At 42.9% G+C, this 20,873-nt stretch carries 18 protein-coding genes; 7 read left to right on the top strand and 11 right to left on the bottom strand.

Annotated elements, in window-relative coordinates; genetic code table 11:
* Both Q8M62_RS11405 and Q8M62_RS11410 read left to right on the top strand, forming a co-directional pair.
* On the top strand, nucleotides 1-241 hold a 241-nt coding region (locus Q8M62_RS11405; protein ID WP_305668146.1), incomplete at its 5' end, for a hypothetical protein.
* Nucleotides 242-298: 57 nt separating this feature from the next.
* A complete protein-coding gene (locus Q8M62_RS11410; RefSeq protein ID WP_304900448.1) occupies nucleotides 299-2,098 on the top strand; it encodes a DUF885 family protein in 1,800 nt (599 codons plus the stop codon).
* Between the two features lie 90 nt (nucleotides 2,099-2,188).
* On the opposite strand, the gene greB is transcribed toward Q8M62_RS11410, so the two are convergent.
* From greB to Q8M62_RS11440, 6 genes are all read right to left on the bottom strand, one after another.
* Nucleotides 2,189-2,662, bottom strand: a complete 474-nt coding sequence (gene greB, locus Q8M62_RS11415; protein WP_304900449.1) for a transcription elongation factor GreB — start codon at nucleotides 2,660-2,662, stop codon at nucleotides 2,189-2,191.
* 11 nt (nucleotides 2,663-2,673) lie between these two features.
* Nucleotides 2,674-3,132 carry a small multi-drug export protein gene (locus tag Q8M62_RS11420; RefSeq protein WP_304900450.1) on the bottom strand — a complete coding sequence of 153 codons (459 nt, stop codon included), beginning with the start codon at nucleotides 3,130-3,132 and terminating at the stop codon, nucleotides 2,674-2,676.
* A gap of 111 nt (nucleotides 3,133-3,243) precedes the next feature.
* Nucleotides 3,244-6,072: an RNA polymerase-associated protein RapA gene (gene rapA, locus Q8M62_RS11425; protein WP_304900451.1), complete on the bottom strand. Its 2,829-nt coding sequence runs from the start codon at nucleotides 6,070-6,072 to the stop codon at nucleotides 3,244-3,246.
* Nucleotides 6,073-6,223: 151 nt separating this feature from the next.
* Complete coding sequence (locus Q8M62_RS11430; protein WP_304900452.1) at nucleotides 6,224-6,640, bottom strand: PIN domain-containing protein; 417 nt, start codon at nucleotides 6,638-6,640, stop codon at nucleotides 6,224-6,226.
* The gene (locus Q8M62_RS11435; protein ID WP_304900453.1) at nucleotides 6,637-6,891 is read right to left on the bottom strand and encodes a DUF6364 family protein; all 255 of its coding nucleotides are present in this window, start codon (nucleotides 6,889-6,891) and stop codon (nucleotides 6,637-6,639) included. Before Q8M62_RS11435 ends, Q8M62_RS11430 begins: the two co-directional genes overlap by 4 nt.
* 243 nt (nucleotides 6,892-7,134) lie before the next feature.
* Entirely contained in the window at nucleotides 7,135-8,271 is a 1,137-nt protein-coding gene (locus tag Q8M62_RS11440; RefSeq protein WP_304900454.1) for a DUF4407 domain-containing protein, read from the bottom strand.
* Between the two features lie 116 nt (nucleotides 8,272-8,387).
* Between Q8M62_RS11440 and Q8M62_RS11445 the strand changes: the two genes are divergently transcribed.
* Nucleotides 8,388-9,167, top strand: a complete 780-nt coding sequence (locus tag Q8M62_RS11445) for a GDSL-type esterase/lipase family protein (RefSeq protein WP_304900455.1) — start codon at nucleotides 8,388-8,390, stop codon at nucleotides 9,165-9,167.
* A 10-nt stretch (nucleotides 9,168-9,177) separates the two neighbouring features.
* Here Q8M62_RS11445 and Q8M62_RS11450 read toward each other — a convergent pair whose 3' ends face one another.
* Entirely contained in the window at nucleotides 9,178-9,795 is a 618-nt protein-coding gene (locus tag Q8M62_RS11450) for a hypothetical protein (protein ID WP_304900456.1), read from the bottom strand.
* Nucleotides 9,796-10,026: 231 nt separating this feature from the next.
* Complete coding sequence (locus Q8M62_RS11455) at nucleotides 10,027-11,097, bottom strand: bile acid:sodium symporter family protein (protein WP_370690546.1); 1,071 nt, start codon at nucleotides 11,095-11,097, stop codon at nucleotides 10,027-10,029.
* Nucleotides 11,098-11,304: 207 nt separating this feature from the next.
* Here Q8M62_RS11455 and typA point away from each other — a divergent pair, with 207 nt between their 5' ends.
* Both typA and Q8M62_RS11465 read left to right on the top strand, forming a co-directional pair.
* Nucleotides 11,305-13,110 carry a translational GTPase TypA gene (gene typA, locus Q8M62_RS11460; protein WP_092729516.1) on the top strand — a complete coding sequence of 602 codons (1,806 nt, stop codon included), beginning with the start codon at nucleotides 11,305-11,307 and terminating at the stop codon, nucleotides 13,108-13,110.
* A gap of 151 nt (nucleotides 13,111-13,261) precedes the next feature.
* Complete coding sequence (locus Q8M62_RS11465; RefSeq protein ID WP_304900457.1) at nucleotides 13,262-14,158, top strand: hypothetical protein; 897 nt, start codon at nucleotides 13,262-13,264, stop codon at nucleotides 14,156-14,158.
* A gap of 207 nt (nucleotides 14,159-14,365) precedes the next feature.
* On the opposite strand, the gene Q8M62_RS11470 is transcribed toward Q8M62_RS11465, so the two are convergent.
* Nucleotides 14,366-15,352, bottom strand: coding sequence for an aldo/keto reductase (locus tag Q8M62_RS11470; RefSeq protein WP_304900458.1), 987 nt, complete (start codon nucleotides 15,350-15,352; stop codon nucleotides 14,366-14,368).
* 40 nt (nucleotides 15,353-15,392) lie between these two features.
* Nucleotides 15,393-16,460 (bottom strand): CotH kinase family protein, encoded by a 1,068-nt coding sequence (locus Q8M62_RS11475; protein ID WP_304900459.1) that lies wholly within the window; start codon nucleotides 16,458-16,460, stop codon nucleotides 15,393-15,395.
* A 180-nt stretch (nucleotides 16,461-16,640) separates the two neighbouring features.
* Between Q8M62_RS11475 and Q8M62_RS11480 the strand changes: the two genes are divergently transcribed.
* Together Q8M62_RS11480 and Q8M62_RS11485 are read left to right on the top strand one after the other, a co-directional pair.
* Nucleotides 16,641-17,033 (top strand): Dabb family protein, encoded by a 393-nt coding sequence (locus tag Q8M62_RS11480; RefSeq protein ID WP_304900460.1) that lies wholly within the window; start codon nucleotides 16,641-16,643, stop codon nucleotides 17,031-17,033.
* Nucleotides 17,034-17,090: 57 nt separating this feature from the next.
* Nucleotides 17,091-18,410, top strand: a complete 1,320-nt coding sequence (locus Q8M62_RS11485; RefSeq protein WP_304900461.1) for a S41 family peptidase — start codon at nucleotides 17,091-17,093, stop codon at nucleotides 18,408-18,410.
* A gap of 95 nt (nucleotides 18,411-18,505) precedes the next feature.
* Here Q8M62_RS11485 and Q8M62_RS11490 read toward each other — a convergent pair whose 3' ends face one another.
* Nucleotides 18,506-20,758 carry a Tex family protein gene (locus Q8M62_RS11490; protein ID WP_304900462.1) on the bottom strand — a complete coding sequence of 751 codons (2,253 nt, stop codon included), beginning with the start codon at nucleotides 20,756-20,758 and terminating at the stop codon, nucleotides 18,506-18,508.
* Between the last annotated feature and the right edge of the window lie 115 nt (nucleotides 20,759-20,873).

The following is a 20,873-nucleotide window of genomic DNA, read 5'->3' on the forward strand; positions in this document are numbered from 1 at the left end:
TAACCCAAAAGAACCAAAAGGTCAAGATTTGCCAAAGCTCCCACCGCACAAGGCCGAACGCTGGCTCGCTGGCAAATCCTCCCACCGCGCCCTTCCGATCGATGTTTTGTTTACGCAGACTAAATCAAACGTGGTTTTACATTTATTGACTTACTTGGTGTGCAAAACCCTGTCATTTCCATTTTGTATGTTCGCAGAATATTTTAGACTCAGTGTGACGAGAGTCGAAGGGTCAGGCTGACAACATTATGCCTTTGAAGATAAACTCAGAGCTATTTACAATCAACCACCAAAAAAAATGAAGCAAAACCTACTCATAATCCTCCTCCTTCTCCTCGCTTTTGGGTGCCAAGAGAAAACAGCAGAAGTGGTTTCTATTGATACGATTTTTGAAGAGTATCAACAATTCAAGGATCGCATCAATCCCATTGAGGCGACAAAGGGTGGCAATTATGAATACAATGATTTCATAGCGAATTACATCTCTGATGCCTATCAAGAAGACTTGAGGAAGAATTACTCGCACTTTTTGGAGTTGTTGAGCAAATTGGATACTACAGCCCTATCCGAAGCTGACCTGTTGAGCATGAAAGTAATGAAATGGGACTGCGAGGTGAAGTTGGAAGGCTTGAATAACCCCATTGTAACGATGGCATCCCCGATTTACAACTTACCCAGTTTTGAATTGATGCCCTTATTTCAAATACAGTCACTGCATCTCTATGTTGCGCAATTGGCAGCCGGAGGGAGTGTTCAGCCTTTTGAAACGGTCGAAGATTATGACAATTGGTTAAAAAGAGTGGGTGACTACCTGATATTTCTGGACACTGCTATCGTAAAAATGAAAGAAGGAATGGCTCAAAACATTGTACTTCCAACCGCATTGGCCCAAAAAATGATTCCTCAATTGGACGAGTTCATCACCAACCCAGTCGAGGCGCATTTATTTTACAAGCCCATTTTATCTATGCCTGAGTCCATCACTGAAGCCGATAAAAATCGCGTTTCTGCTGCCTATAGCGCCATGATTACGACAAAGTTGAAGCCGAAATACACCGAACTTAAGGCGTTTTTGGTGAATGAGTATTTGCCAGCCTGTAGAGAAACGTCAGGGATTGGAGCCCTGCCAAATGGACCAGAAACTTACAATTACCTAATCAAGCTGCATACCACGACAAACTTAACAGCTGATGAGATTCACGAACTTGGAAAAAGTGAGGTGGCTCGGATTTTAATTGAAATGGAGGAGGCGAAAAATAAAATGGGTTTCAAAGGTGACATCAAAGCATTTTTTGAGTCAGTCCGCAACAGTCCAGCCCAAATGCCTTTTACTGACCCTCAGCAAGTTGTTGACAATTTTAACAGCATCAAGGAACGGATTGATGGTACGCTAAATCAGGTTTTTGACTTGAAACCCAAAGCAGATTTTGTAGTGAGACGTACGGAAGCATTTCGCGAAGCCTCCGCAAGTGCTGAATATGTTCCTGGGACTAAAGATGCTTCAAGACCAGGGATTTTTTATGTGCCAATACCTGATGTTACAACCTACAATAAATATTCAGATGAAGCACTTTTTCTACATGAAGCCATTCCGGGCCACCATTATCAATTATCTCTGCAACAGGAAAATAAAGATTTGCCGGAATTTTTACACCCAGAAAGCATGGGCGTTTTTGTGGAAGGATGGGCTTTGTATGCAGAATCCTTAGGTGATGAACTTGGTCTTTACAAGGATCCTATTCAATATTTTGGCATGCTGAGTATGGAAATGCATCGTGCTATTCGATTGGTCGTGGATACCGGAATCCACAGCAAAGGATGGACACGTGAACAAGCCATTCAGTATTCATTAGATCACGAAGCAGAATCTGAAGATGCGGTTATTGCTGAAATTGAACGCTACATGGCCACTCCAGGCCAAGCTTTGTCCTATAAAATCGGTCAATTAAAAATTAGAGAATTAAGAACCAGAGCCGAAACCAAACTTGGTGACAAGTTCAGTGTCAAAGAGTTTCATAATCAAGTGCTAAATTCTGGAAGTTTGCCTTTAGTGTTATTAGAGGAAAAAATAGATAACTGGATTAATTCACAAATTTAGATGATCCCCTCAGGTGTAGTCTATTCTTTTGAGGACTGGAGGATGCAGAGTGTTTAAAAACCACACCTAGCAATCTGGCTCAAGTCTCCCCTACTTCTCATACTCAATCTTCTTAATCCGCCAAAGAATCTGTACGGTTGGAGTTTGGACTAGTACCTCCTCCCCTACTTCCTTTTTCAGCAGCGCTTGGGCCATGGGTGAATCGATTGAGATATAGTCTCTGCGCTCAAAAATCTCCTCTCCTCCCACAATGCGGAAGCGTATCTTATGCCCTTTTGTATTCTCGATCTCGACCCAGGCTCCAAACATCACTTTTCCTTCCTGATAGGGTGTATAGTGAATCACATTCAAGTCATCGAGGCATTTGCGGAGGTAGTGAACCCGCTTGTCTATTTCGCGGAGCCGCTTTTTGTTGTAGTGGTAATCGGCATTCTCCGAGCGATCTCCCAAGCTCGCCGCCCAAGCGACTTTTTGAGTAGTCTCCGGACGCTCCACCTTCCACAGATGGTCCAATTCAGCCTTCACCTTCTCCAAACCTTCGGGAGTAATCCACATCGTCTTCATTTTTCCACAGCTTAATTAAACCCTCCCATGGCTACAACAGTGGTCACCCACACCAAGACGCATGAGAAAAAAATCCCGATGGTATTGGCTAGAAAAGCTTTCCTTCTATCCAAACCAAAAAGATATCCTGCAATGCTACCTGCATATACACCTGTGCCGGGAAGCGGAATCAATACAAAGAACATTAAGCCCCAGAAACCATATTTTTTCACATTTTTGCCCGCGCCAGCTTTTGCTCTACGCCCTACAAAAATTGCCGCTTTTTTGTAAGATTTCCATTTCATGAAATACCGGTTTATTACATCTAAAAAAAACGACATAATGGGGAATACCATCACATTGGCCGAAAAGCAAAGAACAAAAGCCAAGTAAATATTTATATCATTGAGCAAGGCGTAAGGAATACCCAATTTCGCCTCTCCAAAAGGGGAAATGCTCCACAGCATGGCGATTAATATGTCGAGAAACATCAGGTGGTGATTAGAAGCTGCAAAAGTAGTGAATTCCGGATCTGCCACAGATGGGCAAAACTTTGAATTGTTGATAAAAACGCTTTCCCGTGCAAAAGGATTTGGTTTTCTTTACTCCATCCTGATCAACTGCACCGCATCCAATCTTATTCTTGCTTTTTTGATTAGGTAAAATAAGGTATTTCGTTCTTCCATGGCAGCCTGGATTTCGTCAGCTCGGATGTCTATATTTTTCTTTTGCAAAGCAGTAAGCCGATTGATCTCATGATTCAGGATGCCTTTCATCCGTTCCAATCCTTTTTCGATTTCTATTTCGCCCATTTCCTCCGCGATTTCTGTGGCGGATTCAATCATATTGGGCAGCATCGTTTCCACAAATAGATCATTTTCCAGCAAGGTATCTATGTTGCCGGGAACAATACATTTGTTGAGCATTGCCACAGAATAGTTTTCTGTCTGGTCCTCCCCTTCATGGTCTACCACCAATCGCAGTGGGGTATGAGGCAGAAAGCGATCTATATCCATCCGCTGCTTTCCCGCTGTTTCCAAAACAAAAATCAATTCAAGCATAAGTCCGGGTTTACCCGATTTCCGAATCAGTCCACAGCTGGCAGTTCCGATGGAGGAGCTAAGCACCTTATCGATGGCTCCAGTTGCCATGGGATGATCCCAAGTAATGAAGCTAACGTCCTCTCTGCTGAGTGCGCGCTGTCTGTCAAAGGTAACCTGGACTCCTTCTTTGGGAATTGATGGAAAAACAGATGCACTATAGGAAGCTGGATGCAGCAAATAGCTCCGTGCGGCAAGGTCTTCCATCTCGATGTCAAAATGTCGAAAAACTTTGGTCAGATACATCTCCAAGGCAGGATCATTGTCTTCGGCACGTATTTGCTGAATCAATTTCTCTGCAACTTTCGGGCGAAATGAATTCATTTCCAGCATACTGTCCCGCCCTTCGGCCAGGCTTTTCTTCAGTACTTCTTGATAGTCAGCAGTCTCCTTGATCAAGGCATCCAATTCGGATTCGGCGGCATCAAAAGATGCATTATTGGAAATGGCAAGTAATCGCTTGCTGTAGCGTTTGGAAATCAAATTTCCTCCCTCAAGGTTGGCATTAAAGGCATTTAAACCTTCATGAAACCACCTGACTAGGAGCTCTTGCGGGCTGCCGATGAGATACGGAATGTAAATCCTGATGTCCTTTTTTTGGCTGATTCGGTCAAGTCGGCCGATTCGCTGCTCCAGCAACTCAGGATGGTAAGGCATATCAAACAGGACGAGGTGATGGGCAAATTGGAAATTCCGTCCTTCACTGCCTATCTCAGAGCAAAGTAGGATCTGAGCACCATCGGGCTCAGCAAACCAAGCGGCATTGCGATCCCGCTGTACAAGCGTGAGGTCTTCGTGAAAAACACTCGCGGTAAGCTCAGGGAATTTACTTAATGCCGACTCTAAGGCCAGTACTTTTTCCTTGGAAGTACAGATCAATAAAATCTTTGCAGGGTCCAACTCCTCCATTTTTCCCACCAGCCACTTCACCCTCGGATCTTCGTCAAACCAAAATTCCTGCTCAGGATTTGAATCAGAACCCTTTTCCATATCCCGGGAAAACTCATTTCTCAGCCGATCAATCCATAGGTTTTGGTTTCCCTCTTCGGAAAGGGGAATCAGCTGGGCAATTCGTTTAGGAAATCCACTCATGGCCAATCGGGTGTTTCGAAACAGTACTCTACCAGGACCATGTTGATCCAGCAAATCTTCGATTAAGTTGTGAATAGCTTGTTCATCCTTTTTAGCAAGTAGCGCAACTCTTTCCTTGGAAAAAATTGACTCCAATAGCGTTGTTTCTTTGGCTTTTAAAGCTTTGCCAGAAGACAATTTTTCGACAATCGAAGCGATGTCTTTGTTGCCTTCAGATTCGTTTATAAAATCCTGAAAATTAGCATACCGATTGGGGTCAAGTAAGCGAAGCCGTGCAAAGTGACTTTCCTCCCCCAATTGCTCCGGAGTAGCAGTCAAAAGCAACAGGCCTTTTGCCACCCGACTCAACAATTCCACGATACTATACTCCGGACTTGCCTCGGCTACCGACCATTCGAGGTGATGCGCTTCGTCCACTACCAGCATGTCCCAATTGGCAGAAACGGCCTGTTTGGTTCGCTTTTCAGAACCTGCCAGAAACTCGGTGCTACAAATCACCAGCTGATCATCCAAAAATGGATTTCCTTCGGGAGCACCTTTTTCAAGAGAAGCACAGCGTGTTTCATCGAAAATATTGAACCACAGGTTGAATTTTCGCAGGACCTCCACAAACCACTGATGAACCAGGGATTCAGGAACGAAGATCAGTACCCGTGATATCCTGCCTGTCACCAGCAAGCGATGGAGAATCAGACAGGCTTCAATGGTTTTTCCCAGTCCCACCTGATCGGAAAGCAAAACACGGGGCGCAAACCGCGAACTCACCTCATGGGCGATGTACAATTGATGCGGAATCAAATCTACTTTCCCTCCAACAAATCCATGCACCGGAGCTATTCTTCGTTGATAATCGTGATTCAGCGTTTCTCGGCGCAGGGCAAAAAATTCCGGCAAATCCACGTCTCCCGAAAACAGTCGATCTTCTACTGTGTGAGAGATGGTCACATCCCCAAGTTCAGGCTCACTTAATTTTCTTCCGTCGCCAAAGTAGGTATAAAGCCCAGCTTCGAGTTTTACTTCTTCAATCAATAGCGTTTGTCCCTGCTGATCGACAATGGAATGCCCCGGTTTGAAAATCGTCCGCAACAAGGGAGCGCTTTCTATTGAATACTGTCTCGCTTCGGCTGACGCAGGAAAAGAGATCCGTACCTTACCCTTACTGACTTCTGTCACGATACCCACCCCCAACTCAGGTTCTCCTGCACTGGTATAGCGTTGATTTAGTAAAAATTCTCCCATGCTTTGTTTAAATGTTAGATTCCGAATAAACCGATTAAGCTTTAGGATCGGAATCGCACAAAGGTAACAGTCTCGGGAAGGGTATCGGGATAAAATTGAAAGGTTAGAGGTTATGCCAACCCAAGATTAGATTGATTTATTTATTTCTACCCTAAAACAATCTTTCCTGCATAAATCGCTCACAATTCATCACAGGAATTTTGGAGAAATAAAAGCCGTTTTTATCCTCCGTGATAATCACTTCACAGGCAGAATTCAATGCTGAATAGTACTCCAAACCATCTTCAAAATCATTCACGCGCTCGTCCGATGCAGTCAATCGCACAGTCTCCTGATCGACTAAGGTGCTTTTGAGCTTGGTGGAAATGATTTCAAGCTTCTTCTTAGCCATAGCAGTTCCGCTTTTTTTCTCCGAAAAATAAAAAGCAATTGCCAGACAAATCGGAGAAGTATAAAGCTCAAAGCCGGGTTTGTCCGCCAAACTTAAAATCCGGGATGAGTTTGGAAAAAGTGGATACTCCTTGTTCAAGACCGAAACCAACACATTGGCATCCAGAAAAACTCTCATTTTTTACTTTCAAAAAATTCATTCTTGAGGTCATTTCGGCCAGGAAGCTTTCTGTATTCGATCGGTCCTTCAGATACTTCATTGATCCAATCTGAAACAGGCAACTCCTCCAAAGATTTATAGTTTTTGGAGGTAATCTGAGAATACAAATACTCTGTCAATCGGGAAAGACTGATGTTATGGCTCTCTGCGAAGTCCTTTGCCTTTTCAATGACATCTTTATTGAAGGCAAGTGTGATTTTAGCATCCATGACAAAGATATTTAATAGGAAATAATTTACTACGCAAAGAAAAATAAATCTATACGTAAAGCAAAGTCTTTCTTAAAAAATTTCTCTCAAATAATTGAAAATTAATCCAATACGCAAAATAAGCATGCAAGCTCAACCCTTTGGCAACTAACTGGAAATAGGATTGAATATCGCAAAAATTAGTTAAGTACATCTTCTTGACTTTAGCGGACAAGTTTGGAATGTAGATGACTTGAAAATTGATCATTGTCCATTGGGAATTGTTAATTTTTTAAGCTTTTCTTCAATCTCAGCGATTTCGGCCTCGGTTTGCGCTTTGTTCTTCTTATTGGTTTTTTCTTTGTTGAGGTCCGTGGCGTAAAAATGTGTATCCTGAAAGTAACTCACCCGGGCTTCGGATTCCCCTTTGGCTTTGGTCCACTTTTCACCTTTGAAGAGTTTCACTTTTTCCTCGTGTAGCTCCAGCAATTCATCATAAGGACCGCGAGCTGAAATCAACTTGACGAAGATCGGCGCGGTCTCGATTGCGATGAAAAGTAACATGATAAAAATATTAGCCATCGCCATTGCAGAGCTTTCTGTAGTCAACACAGACAAGGCGTCCATTCGGGCAGCCAAACCGTCAAAGCCTTCGATTCCGGGTTGTTGCTTTTCAAATTCTGCCTGACGAAAGGCAATAAATTGACGAATCTGCGCTTCCAAGGTATCAACCCTCACCTGATTTCTTTTGCGCAACTCATCCAATGCAAGCTGTGCGGCATCGAGTTGCGCTTCCTTCTTTTTGGCATTGGTTCCCAAGCCTACAATTCCGCTGGTGCCGGAGGTTTTCTCCCCGAATCGCTCTGCATCGTATTCTCTTTGGACCTGATCTCTGAAAGTTTCCGCTTGGGAAACTTCACTTTTCAAGGTGTCAATCTTTGCTTCCAATTCCTGAATCTCAGGAAATCCTTTGGCTAAATTCGCTTTGGATTGTGCAATAAATTCAGTCTTTTTCTCATCCAATTTCCGGTTAATTTCCCGCTCAAACATTTTCAATTCCAAAGGCTTGGAAATTACTAATGCGAGTAAAACAGCCAAGACCAGTCTGGGAATTGCAAGCTTCCATTCAGCCAAGGCATTTTCTTTTTTTCGCATACTGGAAACAATAAACCGATCCAGATTAAAAATCATCAGTCCCCAAAGTACCCCAAAGAAAATCGCTGGGACCAAAGATTGAAACATCGTGAAAAGCGCATAACCGGCAGCCAATGCCGCCAGTACACCTGTGAAAAAAACTGTCGCTCCAATTCCAAAATATTTGTTGGATTCGGTAGGGGCACGCTTGAGCAAAGCAAAATTTGCTCCGCTGCAAAACCAAAAGAAACGGGTGAGTTGATGCATGGATTGAAGATTGATTATTGGAATATTAAAGAGAACGCTAAAACTCCTCCAAAAAGATGCTGGAAAGTTTTTGACATCCACATCCCCTTAGAAATGTGACCAAACCCCCATTTCCAGTGACAGAAACAGGTTTTGAGAACTCCAGAATACTCAGCGTACAACCATCTATTTTGTACGGACTGTACGCATTCGGCCAGCTGATGAACGGTTTTGGTTCAGGCAAAAAATCGACTAAGTTTGATCCCATGAACAAGCCGCTTTATTTTCTTATTGTCTTTTTTGGTCTTCTCCATCTGACTGCCTTTTCCCAATCTCTTCCATTCGAACAAGAAGTCAGACAAATTTCCGCACGAATTGACAGTTTAGGCTGGGAAAAAGGGGGGACAGTCTTCACCGGAAGCTCAACGATCCGTATGTGGAAGAGCCTTCAAAGCTCCTATCCGAATGAAAATATTCTGAACACTGGTTTCGGAGGGTCGAAAGCTTCCGATCTTGAAAGCCACTTATTTCCTTTGGTGATCCGCTTGGAGCCAAGTCGGGTCTTTATCTATGAGGGAGATAATGACCTTTGGAGCAATGTGCCAGTTGCTGCTATTCTTACCAGCCTGGACGCAATCGTCAATCGCCTACAGCTCATCGATCCGAATATGGAGATTTACCTGATCGGTGCCAAACCGAGTCCTTCCCGCTGGGAGAAAAAGCTGAATTATGAGATTTTCAACCAAAAGTTAAATGAGTATTGTCTATCCAAAGAAAATGTAGAATTCGTGGATACTTGGAAGGCTTTAACTGATGCAGCAGGAAACCCAAGACCGGAGTTATTTATTCAAGATCAGCTTCACCTGAATGAAAAAGGGTATGAACTCTGGACGGAGATTTTTAGAAGCTATTTTTAATTTGACCTACTCAGGTTTTCTTAACAAGCTTTCTCTCCCAAACACTCAGCGGAAAAATGCCTCCAATTGTCCATGAAAGCCCCTCCCACTTTCTAGAGATACGTACTGGTGAATCTTCCGCTAAAGTGAAATCATACAGCCGATTAGCCCCCAAAGTAAAAAACTGACCTAGCTCAAGATTCAAAAATGAAGACTTGAACACCCTGATCCTGGAATGGACCCCGGTTTTAAAGAAAAATGGATTTCTTTTGATTAATTCCAGTTGATAGTCAACCAATTCCCTATCCGGAGTTTGAATCTGACCTGATCTTCTTTGATCATCCTTATTAAAGCCAAAAAGGGCCAAATTCGTATTCAAAAAAGCTCCAATTCGAACGGTTTGTACTGCTCCAGTGGGAATATCATATCGAAAAGTAAAAGGCAAAACCAAATTTGGAGACCCGGAACCTGTTATATCCAGTGATCTCCCAAAGACTTCAATGTAAGCAGGACTGGAGTCATGATGAAAAAATGAAAGCCCTGATTCAAATGATAAATTATCTTTTCGAAAACCAAAACCCAGTCCATAATACAGACTCAGGTCTTCATTTCCGCTGAACTGAGATTCTGAATAAACTCCGTATCTCATCCCAAAATGAGGCAAAAAATAGTAACCATTTTCATCACTTAAACTCTTGAAATTTTCTCCTCGGGTTAACCTATTAGCTTTTTCTAAAGCATTGGTTTGAATTTGGGGAAGGGCAGAAAACCCAATTAAAAAAAAGCATAAACCTAGAATGACATTTTTCATTTGATAAAGATAAAGCACAATTATAACTAAACTCCTATGCTTTTATTGCGCTCGTTTCAAATAAAAAAGTCACTTTTCGTTTACCACCTTTTTGTGCCAATAACTTGCTAGGATCGAACCGGAAATGTTTTGCATAGGGCCAAAAACAGCAGGCGCTAGACCAACGGTTGCGATCTTTCCAAGCGACTTGGCCAAGCCTGATGCCAAACCGGCATTTTGCATGCCTACTTCAATGGCAATCGTCCGACAATCCCGCTCACTCAAACCCAATAGTTTACTCAAATAATAGCCGATACCATAGCCGGAGAGATTGTGAATCATGACCAAAACAATAAGAATTGGACCGATACTCAGCAGACTGTCACGACCTGCGGCAGTGATGACTAAAATGATCAATGCTATCCCAAGCATGGAAACTATCGGCATGGCCTTGTCCAACCAATCGGATTTTCCTTTTAAAATCTTATTGAAAATTAATCCGGCTGTGATTGGGAGAAGGATCATTTTCACGATATCCCACATCATTTTCAGTAAATCGATCTCAATGAACTCTCCCGCTAATAACTTCATCAATACAGGCGTCATCAGCGGCGCCATCAAGGTGGTGATGGAAGTCAGCGTCACCGAAAGTGCAAGATTGGCTTTGGCGAGGTAAGTCATCACATTGGAGGCGGTACCACTCGGAGAGGATCCTGCGAGAATAATTCCCGCTGCAATCTCCGGAGGCAATCCACTGAAACTGGCAAGAGAAAATCCAATTAACGGCATGATTAAAAATTGAGCGAAAACTCCAATCATTACTGATTTGGGGCTTTTCACCACTTCGGAAAAATCGCTCAGACTGAGGGAAGTGCCCATTCCAAACATGATGATTTGAATTAATGGTGTGATCAGATTGGAGAGCGAATAACCTTTGATTTCCTGAAAATATTGTGGAAAAAATAGCGCTGTTGCTACTACACCAAAAATCAAAACCGGGAAACTCAAGCCTCTCAGGGATTCTTTGCTCCGAAATCCAATTCCCAAAAAAATGAAAAAACCAATCAGAGCCAATCCGGAGTATTCCAACCCGAAAAACACCCAAAGCAGTATCCAAACGGAAAATAGTACAAACGAAAATCTTAGAAACATTCGATACATCAGGCTCTTGGGGATATTCAAGTTTCGGGATAGCAGCCCTTTCTAAAAAGCCTGCTCGCCACATAATTTTCAATTTTAAAAAATTTTAGCCATCCAATCTAATCCAAAGTTCCTGTCGCTTTGGCAAATTGTCATCGTAAACTTCACAGGTCGATAACCTTACTCCCAAATAAAATTCTTACTTTTGCGGCTTCAATTAGGCAAACCATGCAGAATATTCGGAATATCGCGATCATCGCTCACGTTGACCACGGTAAAACAACCCTCGTGGATAAGATCATCCACGCCTCTCAAATCTTCAGAGAAAATCAACAATTCCAAGACCTAATCTTGGACAGCAATGACCTCGAACGCGAAAGAGGCATTACGATTCTTTCCAAAAACGTGTCAGTACGGTACAAAGACGCGAAAATCAACATCATTGACACTCCTGGTCACGCTGACTTCGGAGGTGAAGTAGAACGCGTTCTGAAGATGGCCGATGGGGTTATTCTTTTGGTGGATGCCTTTGAAGGGCCAATGCCTCAGACCCGATTTGTATTGGGGAAAGCTTTGGCACTCGGACTTACTCCTATTGTAGTAGTCAATAAAGTAGATAAAGAAAACTGTCGTCCGGACGAAGTTCATGAGTCAGTTTTTGACTTGATGTTCAACTTGGACGCAACAGAAGAGCAATTAAATTTCCACACCTTATATGGTTCAGCCAAGCAAAATTGGATGGGACCGGACTGGAAAAACCCAACTGATTCCATTTTCCCACTTTTGGATGCGATTTTGGAATATATTCCTGCTCCAAAAATCGATGAAGGCACTCTTCAGATGCAAATCACTTCATTGGATTATTCCAACTTCGTAGGTCGTATTGCAATCGGCCGTGTGAAACGAGGAACAATCACTGAAAATCAACAAATCGCGCTTTGCAAAGCGGACGGCGTGATCAAGAAAATGCGTGTCAAGGAATTGCAGGTTTTTGAAGGATTGGGTAGAGTGAAAGTTTCAGAAGTTACGGCCGGAGATATCTGCGCAGTAATGGGCGTGGAAGATTTCGAAATCGGCGATACCATCGCAAATCCTGATAATCCGGAAGCACTTCCGAGAATCTCGATCGATGAGCCGACCATGAATATGCTCTTCACGATCAATAACTCTCCTTTCTTCGGTAAAGAAGGAAAATTCGTGACTTCCCGTCACTTGAGAGACAGACTTTTCAAAGAAACCGAGAAAAATCTTGCGCTAAGAGTTGAATCAACAGATTCTGAAGATAAATTTTTGGTCTATGGCCGTGGTATTCTTCACTTGTCAATTTTGATTGAGACCATGAGAAGAGAAGGTTACGAACTTCAGGTAGGCCAACCTCAGGTGATCTTCAAGGATATCGACGGAGTAAAATGTGAGCCTATCGAATTGCTCGTAGTGGACGTCCCACAGGAGACTGCCGGTAAAGTCATCGAACTTGCCACACAGCGAAAAGGCGAACTGACGATCATGGAGCCTAAAGGCGATCTTCAGCATCTCGAATTCAGAATCCCTTCCAGAGGGTTGATCGGTTTGAGAAACAACGTTCTGACAGCAACTCAGGGTGAGGCAATTATGAACCACCGGTTTTCTGCATACGAGCCATTCAAAGGTAATATCCAGGGCAGAATCAATGGATCCTTGATCGCCATGGAAGGCGGTCCTTGTACTGCTTATGCCATCGACAAACTTCAGGACAGAGGTGTATTCTTCGTTGATCCAGGAGATGATTTGTACGCTGGGCAGGTAGTTGGTGAGCACTCACGTGACAATGACATCGTGGTAAACATCCAAAAAGGAAAAAAACTAACGAACATGAGAGCTTCCGGTTCTGATGACAACGTGAGAATCATTCCTGCCAAAAAATTCTCTTTAGAGGAATCTATGGAATACATCCAAAAGGATGAATACCTTGAGATCACTCCAAAATCCATCCGAATGCGGAAAATTTATTTGGATGAAAACGAAAGAGGAAGAATGGCTAAAAAAGATGCCTAATTGAACTGATTCTAAGTACAATCCAACATAAATCAAAATCCTCCGACCTCAAGTTGGAGGATTTTTTATTTCCATTCATCATGAATTTGATTTTCAATTGTAACCAAAAAGCCAAACTTTCGTCAGATAAACTAAAATTAAATTACAAATCATGAATAAATCGATTCTCCTATTTTTCGTCACAATGGCCTCCTTTTCCTCTTTTGCTTTGGCCCAAAGCAAAAATGATGTGATTCATCTGATAGATGGCCCTAAGGAAGTTCAAGTCATAGAAGTGGGATTTAATACGATCAAGTATTCATTCCCCAACGAAAACACGGTCTATAGTATAAGTAAACATCAGGTAAGCAAAATCGAGTTTGCAAGCGGAAGAGAAGAGGTATTCAATAGCCCTTTTAAACCCGTAAATGGGCTTGACGATTTTCAGAACGTGTATATCTCCTACAATCCTGAGGATGTGGTAGGATTGGACCCTAGAGGAGAGCTTTTCAGCAAAGCCACCGGTGTCACCACTCTTTCCAGTATAAATAATGTAAAAAACAGGGCCATGGATAAGCTAAAAGCAGAAGCATCCATGCTCGGTGCAAATGTGGTCTTGGTAGGTAATGTTTTCCAAAGAGGCAATCAATATGGTGGTGAAAATCAAGCCGGAAACTCCACCCAAACCACATTTTCGGGAACGGCCTACAGCACTCAAAAGCTTGATTTAGAAAAGGCAAAAAGCATGCTTTTGGATCAGTCATTCCATCATTACCAAACGCACAAACTAAATCGGAATTCTTGGAGTCCTGAACGTGCGATTGCTACTGTTTATGATAAGGACAGGAAGCCTTTGATGTTTGAATTTGATAAAGTAATAGAAAAAGAAGATGGCGTTTATGTCTCAGCTTCCAAAATCCCAACCAAAACTAAGGAACTTAAGGTCATCCATGCTGATAATGAAATGGTGGTAGTAATGGAAAGAAATGACAAGATTATCACCAATTACATCCTGATCTCAAAGGACAATAAATACTTTAAAAATCTTGCTTCAAGAGTGATTCTTTAACCAAAAAAAGAGGCTGTCTCAAAAGGTTTTTCGATTTCGCTACCAATGACAGAGTATGATTTGTTTTGAAAATATTGATATTTCAGTATTTTATTCTGATTTAATATTTCTAGAGAACTGCTCCCTGTCATTTCCATTTTGTATGTTCGCAGAATATTTTAGACTCAATGTGGCAATCGAAAATTATGGGACAGCCTCTCTATTTTTTTACCATTGCTGGTGGACTTCCGATTTGATGTACTTTTCATAGACTTTGGCGGCACTTTCCATTTGATCCGGAGTCAAGGAAGGAAGCCCCGAAGCACTGATATTTTTCTCCACCTGATCCACACAGGATGCACCCGGGATCACTGTTCCAACCTGTTTATGCATTAAGATCCAACGAATAGCCTGCGAGGCTAAATCCAAATTTTTGGCGAAGTCATTTTTCAATTCTTCCAAAGCAGGAAAGGCCTTTTCCAAAGGTACTCCGGAAAAGGTTTCTCCTTTGTCAAAGGCTTTTCCCTCCCGATTAAAATTGCGGTGGTCATCTTTTTCAAACTTGGTTTCTGGTGTTATTTTCCCAGAAAGCAAACCACTGGCAAGAGGAACTCTCACGATCAATCCTATGTCATTTGCTGCTGCATAGTTGAAAAACAATTCAGCCGGTCGTTGTCTAAAAAGATTGAAAATGATCTGTACCGTGGAAACAATATCATATTTCATTGCCGTCATCCCTTCGTTTATCCGTTCTACACTTACCCCCATGGCTGCGATTTTTCCTTCTGCCTTCAAATCTTCGAAAAGTCTGAAAATCTCTTCCCGCTCATACACAGGTCCCGGAGGACAATGTAGCTGAATCAAATCCAATTGATCCAAACCCATATTTTTAAGGCTGTCTTCCACGTATTTCCTCAGCCGCTCAGTGGTGTATCCTTCATGGGTGTGCGGCTGTATACGCCGACCGCATTTGGTCGCTACAAAAATTTTTTCACTCCGATCACGAATAGCCCTACCAACTGCCGCCTCACTCAGACCTCCATCATAAACATCCGCAGTATCCACAAAATTAATCCCCTTGTCAAAAGCCGTATGCAGGATTTCTTCGGCTCTTCTTGGGTCAAAGGGCTTCCCCCAGCCACCTCCTACTTGCCAAGTTCCCAAACCTATTTCGGAGACTTTCCAACCCGTTTTTCCTAGCTTTCTGTAATTCATAGATCAAACCTAGTATATGTTTTACTACTGCTCATTGATTTCATTTCAACCCTTTGATGACCACATTTCCCGTTCCACCTGACAGACAGGGATACTGAAAGTCAGCTTTGACTCTTTTGGAGTTATTTATGGTAGCATAAAATTCATCTAAATAGTTGATTGTAGACTTGATAGACTTTGAGTCTAATAGTTTACTTTCAGCGTAGAGCGCATAAATCGCATCCTTTTTTGCATTAAATTCTGAAAATACCGATTCGAAAAGCTGCATTTCCTCCATACAATACCCCCGGTACCTTCGATCAGCCACCGTTGCCAACTTTAGTTCCGGCGCAGGCATGGCATAGGGAGGGCGGACTATGCCGGCATGATCAAAATCATAGGGAACTGCCACTGGTTTTTGATTTTCCGAGGGACTGATGAGTTTGATATTTTGCCTGTATTGAATAGACCAATCGGTATTGCCAATCAGGTACTGAAAAACTGACATCCTCAAAAAGTCATCGAGTCCAATGGACTCAGGCTTAACTAATTCTTTGTCAAGGGCAGCCATTTGGTTTCTTTTTGCCATCTGCTCTTCTTCCTCAATAAGGAAACCTAAAAAAGAGGCGTAATTTTTAGGCTTATCAGATTCATCTACAATAGTTAATCGGACCAATCGGACCTTAAAGCTTTTTGGTGTAAGCTGATTGTAAACTTTGTAAGCATAAAACTCTCTCAATACATATTTTTCTCCCTGACAGGGCATGACAAGTTTAAGCTTATCCTGCCCGGAAAAGATCGTATTACCCGTGTTCTCTTTGGCGAAATTCAACAGCAATGGAGGATAGTCACAGAGATTCATTTGTCTCCTGAAATGACCACGTGTCCGGACCCGCAGTGGAATTGAGTGTTGGACTCCAATTTCGTCAGCATATCCAAGTGAAAAATCAAAATATTGGGCCTCGCCTTTTGTGTTTTTAAAAAGTTGCCTGACGTCTCCCTTTAAACTAAGCTCCAATATTTCTTCGCTATCAAATAGAGTCGAATCTTGTCCAAAGCCGAAATTTGACACGACGAAAACCGCAAAAAATAACAGAAAGGGCCTAAAGCAAGTAATTATCTTAGCCATGCTTGTGAAATTTTAGAAAAAAGTTTAGCGATACTTTGAAATCTAAATCAATAAATAGACAGTACAACAAACAAAGCAAACCATTCCTATTATCTAAAAGCAATTTAAATTTTTATCTTTAAAACTTGGTCAGATTGACCCTGTCAAACCTAATTAAACCGAGTAAATACAATTTAACACATGACTTCACGAAGAAAAGTACTTCAAACCTTAGGCCTAGCGAGTGCTTCGGCCATTTTACCTTTTCACACAATCGCCTCAACTATGCCCGCACAAAAAATGATTCACCAAGTTTACTTTTGGTTGCACAATGATTCCGATCTAAATGAGTTCAAAACAGATGCAGCACCTATGCTTGGACGCTGCAAAGACGTAGCAAACTTTATTTTGGGAACTCCGGCGCCTACTGAAAAGCGTGAGGTAGTAGATCACAGCTTCCATGTCTCCTGTACCCTATTCTTTGATTCATTGGAGGCGCAAGCGGCGTATCAAACAGATCCATTGCATTTGGAGTTTATAAAGAAATATTCCCACATGTGGAAGACAGTAAAAGTGTATGACATATCGATTTAGCATAAACCTAAGTTGAAGGTTTTGACGTAAATGATTTATTATTAATTGAAGGTGATTATGAAAAAGCTAAAATGGGTTATCGGATTGGTGATAGTGGGCATGTGGGCATGTAATCCTAAGGACGACCCAACTCCTACCATTCCCGGACAAGAAGTCAAAAAAGCAATCTTTGACAGCATGACCGAATGGTATTTCTGGAATCAGGAAGTCCCGGCTACGGTTGATTACTCAAAATTTGCAACCAACGAGGATTTACTTGACGGAATCATTTTCAAACCCTTGGATCGGTTTTCTTATCTGACCACACAGGAAGCATTCAACAATGCGTTTGTCGGAAGAAATGCAGGTCATGGATTTGGATTTGCTTTCACAGCAGATGAAAGACTCTTTGTCTCCTTTGTATTTAGCGAAGCTCCCGCAGGAAAGGACGGCTGGAAGCGAGGCTGGGAAATCACCCAAATCAACGGAAAACCAATTGCAGAATACAAAACCTCAACAGGAGGTTATGATTTCAAATTGGGAGCTCCTGACCCGGGGATCTCCAATTCATTCACCTTCAAACTTCCTGATGGTACCACAACCACACGGACCAATGTAAAAGCCGAATACCAATCCAATTCAGTTTTGGAGCAAAAAGTGTTTGATGAAGGCGGAAAAAAGGTGGGCTATTGGGCCTATCAAAGTTTCAAAGCAACCGCGGGACTTACTCCGACACGAAGTGCAGAGGTACAGTCGTCTATGGAGTTTTTCCAAAGTCAGGGTGTACAGGATCTGATCATTGATTTAAGATACAATGGCGGTGGCTCGGTGGCCGTGGCGGAGCAAATATCCAATTACCTCATTCAGAGCTCCAATTCCGGAAAGCTGATGTATACCAATAAGCTGAATGCTTCGAAAAGCAGCCAAAACACTTCCAAAAACTTTACAAAAATTGGAAGTCTGCAATTTTCTAGATTGATTTTCATCACTTCGAGGGGCTCGGCTTCTGCCTCGGAATTAGTCATTAACAACCTGACTCCTTATATGCAAGTTGTGTTGATTGGAGACAGAACATTCGGAAAACCGGTTGGGTCATTTCCATTATCCGGGTTCAACAGAGTATTGAAAGACAACAACGTGGAATTGGTACCCATTACTTTTGCCACAGCCAATTCCGCCGGAAAAGCTGAGTTTTTCGATGGGTTCCCTGCAAATTTCAGCGTTGGTGATTCTCCTCAATTCGGTTGGGGCGATCCCAAGGATCTTCGATTAGCCGCCGCCTTGCAGTTTGTGAAAAACGGAACTGTCAGCGGCAGAATGGCAGACACCTACTTCAAACCCAAATGGGAGATGATTGATGCTTTCAAAGGATTACAGCAGGAGTTTCCTGTCTATTAAAAAAATGAAGCCCGGTCAACTGATCGGGCTTTTTTTTAACCAATAACTTAACAACCTATTCGCCCCGGTCTGTGTCTTCGCAGTCCGGAATACAATCACTTCCCAAACTTCCCTTTCAGCATCGCCAGCTTATCGGACATGGTCCCTTGAGGTTCTTCGGCTTTTGCATGCTTAGGTGCAGGGGAAGTATTATTTGGGTTTTTGCTCCGATCGGCAAAGGGATCAGCTTTCATGCTCAGTCCGATTCGCTTTCTGGCTATATCCACCTCCATCACGGTCACCTGTACCTTTTGATTCACTGTCACGACTTCGTTGGGATCTTTGATATAACGATCTGCCAGATGACTCAGGTGAACCAAGCCATCCTGATGCACTCCCACATCCACGAATGCGCCAAAGGCCGTGATATTGGTTACCACTCCCGGAAGCTTCATTCCTACTTTAAGATCGGCCATGGAATTAACTCCCTCTTGAAAATTGAAAACTTCAAACGATTCACGCGGATCACGCCCCGGCTTGGCCAATTCCTGTAAAATATCCTCCAGTGTAGGCAATCCCACTGTTTCGGACACATAGTTTCTCAGAATGATCTTGCTTCGCAAATCCTCCGAACTCATCAGGTCTTTGACCGAAGCATTCACATCCTTTGCCATTTTCTCTACCAATTCATACCGTTCAGGGTGAACTGCGGAAGCGTCAAGCGGATGTTTTGCCTTACTGATTCTGAGGAAACCAGCCGCCTGCTCAAAGGCTTTTTCTCCCAATCTTGGGACCTTTTTGAGCTGAGCACGACTCGTAAATGGCCCGTTTTCGGTTCTGAAATCAACGATATTTTGCGCCAAAACAGGACCTAAACCTGAAACGTAAGTCAGCAATTGCTTGGAAGCAGTATTCACTTCCACTCCTACTCCGTTTACAGCGGACATGACCGTGTCATCCAGAGAATTTTTCAGCGCATTCTGATCCACATCGTGCTGATATTGACCCACACCGATGGACTTCGGGTCTATTTTCACCAATTCAGCCAAGGGATCCATCAATCGACGACCAATCGAAATCGCTCCCCGAATCGTCAAATCCAAATCAGGAAATTCCTCTCTTGCAACATCTGAAGCCGAATAAATTGATGCTCCTGCCTCATTAACCATTGTCACAATCACAGATTTGGGAAGGCCCAAGCTCTTGACAAAAGCCTCCGTCTCCCGACCTGCCGTACCATTGCCTATAGCAATGGCCTGAATCGAATAACTTTCCACCAAACTTTGGACATTTTTCCCAGCCTCCACAGCTTTCCATTGTGCTTCGTGAGGGAATATGGTTTCATAGTGTAAAAACTGCCCCTGAGGACCGAGGCACACCAACTTACACCCTGTTCTGAAACCGGGATCAATCGCCATCACAGACTTTTCGCCCAAAGGAGCGCCCAACAATAGCTGACGAAGGTTCTCTGCAAAAACCCGGATAGCTTCTTCGTCTGCCTTTTTCTTTGTCAACAGGCGGACTTCAGTCTCCATACTAGGTTTGAGGAGTCTTCGATAAGAATCTTTAATAGCCAATTTGACTTGATCCACAGCAGAATTTGCGGCATGTTCGAGGATTTCTCGTTCGATTACCGCTGTCGCGGAAAGTTCCTCAGGGCAGGAATCCAGCATCAAAAAAAGCTCTTTCTCTCCCCTCCTCATCGCCAAAACACGATGTGAAGGAGCTGTTTTGATCGGTTCAGACCACTCAAAATAATCTTTGTATTTGATGGCTTCGGATTCCTTCCCGGGAATAACCCTAGCTGTGAAAGTACCTTCATTAAGAAATAACTTTCGCATCTTTTCACGGAGATTGGCATTCTCATTTATCCATTCAGCGATAATGTCCCGTGCTCCCTGTAGAGCTTCTTCGATGGATTTCACTTCGTTCTCCTCACTGATATATTTTTCGGCCTCTGCCTCCAAGTCAAAGGAAGTCTGCCCAAAAATCCGCTCTGCAAGTGGCTCAAGTCCTTTTTCACGGGCAATAGTCGCCTTTGTTCTTCGCTTTGGCTTGTAAGGCAAATAGATGTCCTCCAGTTTGGACATAGTCTCAGCGCCGTCGATGGATTTTTTCAGTTCGGGAGTAAGTTTCCCTTGTTCCTCGATGGATTTGAGGATAGCTTCCCTGCGCTTATCCAATTCACGAAGCTGCTCGATTCGATCACGGATAGTGGCAACCTGCACTTCGTCCAGGGTTCCTGTGGCTTCTTTTCGGTATCTGGATATAAAGGGAACTGTCGCCCCTCCATCCAACAATTCGATCGTGGCTTGCACCTGATGCGGTTTTACCTGGAGTTCGGCGGCGATTTTAATCTCGTAATTCATATTCTTGGGTAATTCAATTCAAATTTGGGACTGCAAGATAAACTTCCTTCGAAAGAGAAATCCGCTTTTATGTATGACATGTCACTAAGAAGCTGGAAATGTGAGGGTAAATTTG

The sequence above is a fragment of the Algoriphagus sp. genome (assembly GCF_030694375.1).
In the GTDB taxonomy this organism is placed as follows: Bacteria; Bacteroidota; Bacteroidia; order Cytophagales; family Cyclobacteriaceae; genus Algoriphagus.

Excerpts from the sequence above, each read along its gene's own strand:
- Q8M62_RS11410 (WP_304900448.1), top strand. The coding sequence starts at position 299 with ATGAAGCAAAACCTACTCATAATCCTCCTCCTTCTCCTCGCTTTTGGG.
- greB (WP_304900449.1), bottom strand. The coding sequence starts at position 2,662 with ATGAAGACGATGTGGATTACTCCCGAAGGTTTGGAGAAGGTGAAGGCT.
- Q8M62_RS11420 (WP_304900450.1), bottom strand. The coding sequence starts at position 3,132 with ATGTTTCTCGACATATTAATCGCCATGCTGTGGAGCATTTCCCCTTTT.
- rapA (WP_304900451.1), bottom strand. The coding sequence starts at position 6,072 with ATGGGAGAATTTTTACTAAATCAACGCTATACCAGTGCAGGAGAACCT.
- Q8M62_RS11430 (WP_304900452.1), bottom strand. The coding sequence starts at position 6,640 with ATGAGAGTTTTTCTGGATGCCAATGTGTTGGTTTCGGTCTTGAACAAG.
- Q8M62_RS11435 (WP_304900453.1), bottom strand. The coding sequence starts at position 6,891 with ATGGATGCTAAAATCACACTTGCCTTCAATAAAGATGTCATTGAAAAG.
- Q8M62_RS11440 (WP_304900454.1), bottom strand. The coding sequence starts at position 8,271 with ATGCATCAACTCACCCGTTTCTTTTGGTTTTGCAGCGGAGCAAATTTT.
- Q8M62_RS11450 (WP_304900456.1), bottom strand. The coding sequence starts at position 9,795 with ATGAGATACGGAGTTTATTCAGAATCTCAGTTCAGCGGAAATGAAGAC.
- Q8M62_RS11455 (WP_370690546.1), bottom strand. The coding sequence starts at position 11,097 with ATGTATCGAATGTTTCTAAGATTTTCGTTTGTACTATTTTCCGTTTGG.
- typA (WP_092729516.1), top strand. The coding sequence starts at position 11,305 with ATGCAGAATATTCGGAATATCGCGATCATCGCTCACGTTGACCACGGT.
- Q8M62_RS11465 (WP_304900457.1), top strand. The coding sequence starts at position 13,262 with ATGAATAAATCGATTCTCCTATTTTTCGTCACAATGGCCTCCTTTTCC.
- Q8M62_RS11470 (WP_304900458.1), bottom strand. The coding sequence starts at position 15,352 with ATGAATTACAGAAAGCTAGGAAAAACGGGTTGGAAAGTCTCCGAAATA.
- Q8M62_RS11475 (WP_304900459.1), bottom strand. The coding sequence starts at position 16,460 with ATGGCTAAGATAATTACTTGCTTTAGGCCCTTTCTGTTATTTTTTGCG.
- Q8M62_RS11480 (WP_304900460.1), top strand. The coding sequence starts at position 16,641 with ATGACTTCACGAAGAAAAGTACTTCAAACCTTAGGCCTAGCGAGTGCT.
- Q8M62_RS11485 (WP_304900461.1), top strand. The coding sequence starts at position 17,091 with ATGAAAAAGCTAAAATGGGTTATCGGATTGGTGATAGTGGGCATGTGG.
- Q8M62_RS11490 (WP_304900462.1), bottom strand. The coding sequence starts at position 20,758 with ATGAATTACGAGATTAAAATCGCCGCCGAACTCCAGGTAAAACCGCAT.